This window comes from Puniceibacterium antarcticum (assembly GCF_002760615.1).
In the GTDB taxonomy this organism is placed as follows: Bacteria; Pseudomonadota; Alphaproteobacteria; order Rhodobacterales; family Rhodobacteraceae; genus Puniceibacterium; species Puniceibacterium antarcticum.
The window spans coordinates 1-5,708 of sequence record NZ_AWWI01000165.1; the positions used below are offsets into that span (position 1 = coordinate 1).

General features: G+C 57.5%; 6 protein-coding genes. 1 reads left to right on the forward strand and 5 read right to left on the reverse strand.

Annotation, left to right across the window (positions count from 1 at the left end):
• From P775_RS23040 to P775_RS23060, 5 genes are all read right to left on the reverse strand, one after another.
• Window positions 1-239: transposase (locus P775_RS23040; RefSeq protein ID WP_245875824.1), on the reverse strand; the 239-nt coding region annotated here is incomplete at its 3' end.
• Window positions 240-580: 341 nt separating this feature from the next.
• Window positions 581-982 (reverse strand): YidH family protein, encoded by a 402-nt coding sequence (locus tag P775_RS23045; RefSeq protein ID WP_245875825.1) that lies wholly within the window; start codon window positions 980-982, stop codon window positions 581-583.
• A gap of 10 nt (window positions 983-992) precedes the next feature.
• Window positions 993-3,581, reverse strand: coding sequence for a bifunctional lysylphosphatidylglycerol flippase/synthetase MprF (gene mprF, locus P775_RS23050; protein WP_099913185.1), 2,589 nt, complete (start codon window positions 3,579-3,581; stop codon window positions 993-995).
• The gene (locus P775_RS23055) at window positions 3,571-4,281 is read right to left on the reverse strand and encodes a DUF1003 domain-containing protein (protein WP_099913186.1); all 711 of its coding nucleotides are present in this window, start codon (window positions 4,279-4,281) and stop codon (window positions 3,571-3,573) included. Before P775_RS23055 ends, mprF begins: the two co-directional genes overlap by 11 nt.
• Window positions 4,281-4,832: an HdeD family acid-resistance protein gene (locus P775_RS23060; protein WP_099913187.1), complete on the reverse strand. Its 552-nt coding sequence runs from the start codon at window positions 4,830-4,832 to the stop codon at window positions 4,281-4,283. The genes P775_RS23055 and P775_RS23060 overlap by 1 nt, the downstream gene beginning before the upstream one ends.
• A gap of 204 nt (window positions 4,833-5,036) precedes the next feature.
• Between P775_RS23060 and P775_RS23065 the strand changes: the two genes are divergently transcribed.
• Window positions 5,037-5,654, forward strand: a complete 618-nt coding sequence (locus P775_RS23065) for a response regulator transcription factor (RefSeq protein WP_099913188.1) — start codon at window positions 5,037-5,039, stop codon at window positions 5,652-5,654.
• Window positions 5,655-5,708: the final 54 nt, after the last annotated feature.

Sequence of the window (5,708 nt, forward strand, 5' to 3'; positions counted from 1 at the left end):
GCCGCGGGCGTGGCACCGTCCAGCCGGACAGAAACCGCTCCGGCAATGATCTCGACCGCCGGGGTCGTCTGCTCGGTAACTTTGGCCGGTGGCGGACTTTCGACATCGCACACCACCAACGGGGCAAAGTCCGTGTCAGTCTCCGGCGCGAGCAAAACAAGTTCACCATCCTTGGCCAGCCGCCGCCATCCCGACAGGGGGTTCGGGCCTATGTCATACTTGCGCGCAACGTCATTCACCGTCGCCCCAGGCCCAGCGTTTCCCCCACGATCCGCGCCTTCACACGCTCCGGCCACCGCAGGCTTCCGGTCCGTGAGACCTCAACCCCCAACCGCGTGACAAACTCGTTCGCAGTCTCCATGGCGACACTCATCCACTGCTATTCAACAGGGCCTCAGTCTCAAATCATCCGGATCAAGAACAGGGGGGGCCAAGCAACGCTTACCGATCAATACTGCGTTGTCGGAAGAAGGTGTGCCAAAATTTCCGGAAAAACAACGTCCAGCATGCAGATAGCACTCGGGATGGGATCAGCCTCTGAAAGCGTTTCGAACAGAACTTGAAGCGGTCTCGACGGCATTCAGGAAGCTTTTTCCTCGCCGGACACCAGCGGCCTGAGGCGCACTTTCCCCTGATCTAAGATTCGCGCCGGATCCCTTAGGGCGCACCTACATGAATGGCAAATGGCCGCAGCAGGCCAAACAGCGCAATGATCAGAAACAACCGAAAGGTCTGTCGCCAACGCGGTATCCGTGACCTCCTCGGCTGCGCGGATCCGAGCGCTGACATGCCGCATTCTGAGATATGCCAGAAGGATCACGACGCCCCCCGACACAAGCATCAACACTTTGGACCAGATCAAGGCCTTTTCACTGCTCAATCTTGCCGCCGCAAGGCCGAAACCCACGATGGACATCGCGGTTCGGACCCAGGCCAGAAAGGTCCGCTCAATGTCCGAATGATCTGAGAAATTAAGGATCACGACATATATCTCACCGTATCAGCCCGCGCAGCCCGCCCGAAATCAGCGTATTAACCTCGTAAAGAACGCGCGGCGTTGCGAGCCCTCCGGGGCACGCAAGGTAGTTTGGCGTCCAGACCGGTGCGAACTTCTGCTTAAAGGCGCGTAGCCCCTCGAAATGATAGAACTGTTCCCCATGTGCATAGACGAAACCACCGATACGGTTCCACAGCGACGAAAGCTGATGGTTGTCTAGGCCTGCAAAGGGCGCTGCACCAAGGCAAAACCATCGATATCCCTGCGCCGATCCCCACATCAGCATTTCCCCGAACAGTGCATCCATCGCCATTTTCGGCCCGTCGGGGTCATGGCGCATGAGGTCGAGTGACAATTCGTGATGGTGGGCGCTACGCATCAGGTTGGCAAAGGCGGTGATGCGCCCGGTTTCTGTGTGGCGCATCACGGCGTGATCAAAATTACCCAGATAGGCCTCGTCGAAACAGCCGAGCGCAAAGGCCTTTTCCTCTCCTTGTTTTGATGCAAGCCAGCGGTCGGAAATGCCGCGCAATTCCGGCAGGATCGCGGCAACCTCATCGCTGGGAATGATCGAAAATACGTAGCCGTCGCGCATCATCCGACTGCGGGCGTGGCGAAAATCCTTCTTTTCTGAACCGTCGAGCGTGAACCCTTGCAGGTCAACCCGTGCCACCTCTCCGATCTTAAGGATCGACAGGCCAAGGTCGAGATAAGTTGGCAGATAGCGCGGAGTGACGGCGTAAAAGGCACAGAGCTTGCCCGCCTTGTCGGCCTTTTCCCGCAGCTGCCATATCAGCTGGCAACCGGCGTCATAATCGCCGACCGGTTCGCCCTTGGTGATCAGCGAACGCCCCGTATCGCCAAACGAGATATACGCGCGTCCATCGTCAGAGATCAGGAAATTTTTGTCCCCAAGCAGAGCGATCTGTGCCTCTGCATCCTCGCTCTGGGCGACCAACTTGCGCACGATATCCGGTATGGGCATTGCCCCCCGGGGCCTTGTGCGGGTATTCAGAACCGAATTCAGCGCAATCCCGGCCATGATCAGTGCGATCACAAGGCTTGCGCGCAGGAACCGCGAGGCGTCGCTGTGCAGGGCGAACTGCCACCAAAGTTCGTTGCTGTAGTCGACATGGGAATAAGCAAACAGACCGATCCAGAACACCGCCGCAAGAAGTGCCAGAATGCTGACCATCCACGCCCCGTTCAGCCGAAAGACTGAAGCGGTTTCTACCCGGTAAAAGACTGATCGGAAAGCGCCCAGCAGCGTGATCGTTGTCAGCATCGACGCCGCCTCTCCCCAGTCCAACCCCTTGGCTAGCGAGGCAACAAACCCTACGCCCATTAGGAACATGGCAATTGCCCAGGCGCGGAACAGCCGACGATAGAGCCCGCGCGAAATCACCACCAGAAGCAGCCCTGTCACACTGCCCACCAGATGCGAAGCTTCGATAAAAGACATTGGCAGTATATCACGCAGCACCCCCAGGCGCTCATCGTCTGCAGGCAGGTTTCCCGACACCAGCAGGATGGTACCCGCAAGCAAGGCGATTCCCGAGCTTGCCAACGGGACAATTGGTCTAGCAAGCCGGTACACCCAGCTGACAGAGCGTCCGACGGCAAGGCGCTGATTGCGCAACCAGATCACGGCAAGTGAAGCAACTGCCACAATGAAGGGCAGTACGAAATAGACCAAGCGATAGAGCACGAGCGCTGCGAGCACATCGGACCGTCCCCCGGCGCCAAGGCCCGCGATCATCGTAGCCTCGAACACGCCAAGGCCGCCGGGTGCATGGCTGAGCACACCAAAGGCAATGGCCCCGGTGAAGACCACAAAGAACCAAGGAAAACTGTGCGCCAGATCACTTGGCATCAGAACATAAAGCGTGAGTGCGGCGCAGATCAGATCGCCGACACCAGCGCCCATCAGGCGCGCCGCAAGCCCGGGTGCCGGCAGGTCAAAGCCGAACCCGCCAAGTGTCAACCGACGCCCGCCGCGGGCCAGCCAGAAAAACAGACCAGCAAGCGCAGCAAGAAGCGCAAGACCGAGTCCCATTTCAAACCCTGGACTGATCGGCAGGACCGTGGACAGGCCAACCGGATGGGCACAAAGCAGCACGCCCAGAATGGCAAGCAGCCCAAGCCAGAAGGCGATCCAGGACGTGGCTATCAAACCCGCAACTTTGGACAGATCGAGGCCAAGCGAGGCATAGATACGATATCGCACAGCGGTGCCGGTCAGGTAGGATAAACCCAGAAGGTTCGAAATTGCCGTGCCCGCCATGCCCGCATAGCGGGCGATGCGCGCCGGAACCTGGCCCGGGGCCACGCTGCGCACCGCCAGAACGTCATAGAAGGAGAGCGCAGCAAAGCTGAGTACCATCCATCCAATGGCAAAGGCGATAGAGCGCGGAGTTGCGTGCCCGAAATCGGATTTCACATCGTTCCAGGAGACATCTGTCGCAAGCTTGTGCAGCACAAACAGGGTGAGCCCCATGATCAGAACCGGCACGGCGATCCGGATCAGAGGATTTTCCAGAAACCACGTAACCCGCGTCGGCAGTGGGGTTACCTTAGCGGTCATCACGTGCACGCTCTTCCAGCAGTTCGATCTGAATCTGCTGCAATTCCGCCAGCTTTTCCCATTGATGGGCAAGTTGATGATCGATTTTCTCGTGTAATTGCCTGATTTCCAGTTCCGCTTTCAGATTGACGCGATAATCATTCTCCCCCCTAAGCCGATCTTTGGTCTCTTGGCGCCTCTGGCTCATCATGATGACCGGTGCTTGAAGCGCGGCAAGACTGGACAGGGCAAGGTTGAGCAGGATGAACGGATAGGGATCGAACGGATGTGCCAGAATTCCGACAACGTTCAGCGCCATCCAGCACAAAAGCACCGTGACAAACAGGATGATAAAGGTCCAGCTGCCGCCGAACGAAGCAACACGATCTGCGGCGCGACCGCCAAACGATATTTGATCGCTTTCTCCGTCAATCAGGTGCTGCGTGATCAGCTGCCCGGACTGCAGGCTGTCGATGACCTGGCGGTCCAGCTCTCCCAGTTCGCCCCTTTCATTCGCCAAAAGGTTTTCCACATAAGAACGGCGAAAGACCGCAAGGTCCTCGCGGCAGATATGTTTGCCCTGCTCCCAGCCGGGATGCGATTGTGTGATCAAATTCGAAACACCCGGACGAACAGACCCCCAGGAAACCACTTGTGCAGCCGGAAAACCCTGACCGCAAACGTGACAGGTAATCTTTTGTTTTGGCTTCGATGCGGTCATTATATTTTTTTCACCCTTGAAAGAAGAAGCAAAGACAGGCCGGTGGAGAGGAAGTTGAGACCGACCATGAAGCCGATGACCCAGCACGCCGCATCTGTCCAGGCAATCAGAAGTATCATGCCCAAAGCAAACGAGCAGGCCCCGCTGAAGATGATCCACCGCCAGCTGTCGAGATTCCCGCTCAGCCGTAACCCTAACAGGATAGACAGCACCCCTTCGAGCAGAAAGACCGAGATCAATACCCCAGTCAAAATCGTAGCACCGGCCCCAGGCATCAGGACAAAGGCAATCCCTGCCAGCAGGACCGCAACGAACCCCGCAGCCACCAGCCGCCATTCCGAAAAGCTGCGAAAGCTTGAAGCGAACAACAATCCCGCAATCCCCCAGAGGATCAAAAACCAGGCGACCAGCTGTTCGACAACAAATGTGGCAACGGTCGGCACAAGGATTGCCAACAAACCAAGACCGGCAAAAACCAGCCCAGTTACGCGAAATCCTCGCCTTGCTTTGTCGCCAACGCTGGATGGCATGTCGGGATGCAAGACGGACATGATGAAGACCTCCAGTTAGTCAGATTGCAATTTTTTCTGGATTTTCGCCGCTCTCGTCGTCTTCTCCTTTGCTTGAGCCTTACTTTTATTCCAGAAACGCCATAGCGTCTTGCGCCCACATGTAGGACCGTCTTCATACTGAACATCCAAACTGGCGTCCCCGTTTTTGGTGCAGCCGATCCAGACCGTTCCCGGAGGAACCTCATGAAAATCCTGCTGGTAGAAGACGACATGAAGATGGCAAAGTTCATGGTGTCAGGTCTGGAAGAACAGGGTCACAGCGTGGACCACGTCAGTGACGGGCGCGATGGGCTAAGTTATTGCATGTACAATGATTGTGAGGTGGTGATCCTTGACCGCATGATGCCCGGCATGGACGGGCTTAGCGTTCTCAAGGCACTCCGGGCGGTCGGCAAAGCGGTACCCGTGCTGATGCTGACGGCGCTGGGGGATGTCGACGCAAGGGTCGAGGGGCTGGAGGCGGGCGCTGATGACTACCTGGCCAAACCGTTCCACTTTTCGGAACTTCTGGCACGTGTTGTCGCCCTGACCCGACGGCACAGCGACAAGACGGATGTCGCAGAATTGACGGTGCACGACCTCACTCTGGATCTGCTTACTCGCAAAGCCCGGCGGCAAGGCAGTGTGATCGACCTGCAATCTAAGGAATTCGTCCTGCTTGAGGTGCTGATGCGCAGTGCGGGCCGGGTGGTCACGCGCACGATGCTGCTGGAAAAGGTCTGGAGCTTCAATTTCGATCCCAACACAAGCGTCGTCGAGACGCATATCAGCCGTTTGCGCAGCAAGGTGGACAAACTGTAGAGCGTCAACCACCTTGTCCGCGGGCGACAACCAATTTGGCCGGTTTTGAGGCCG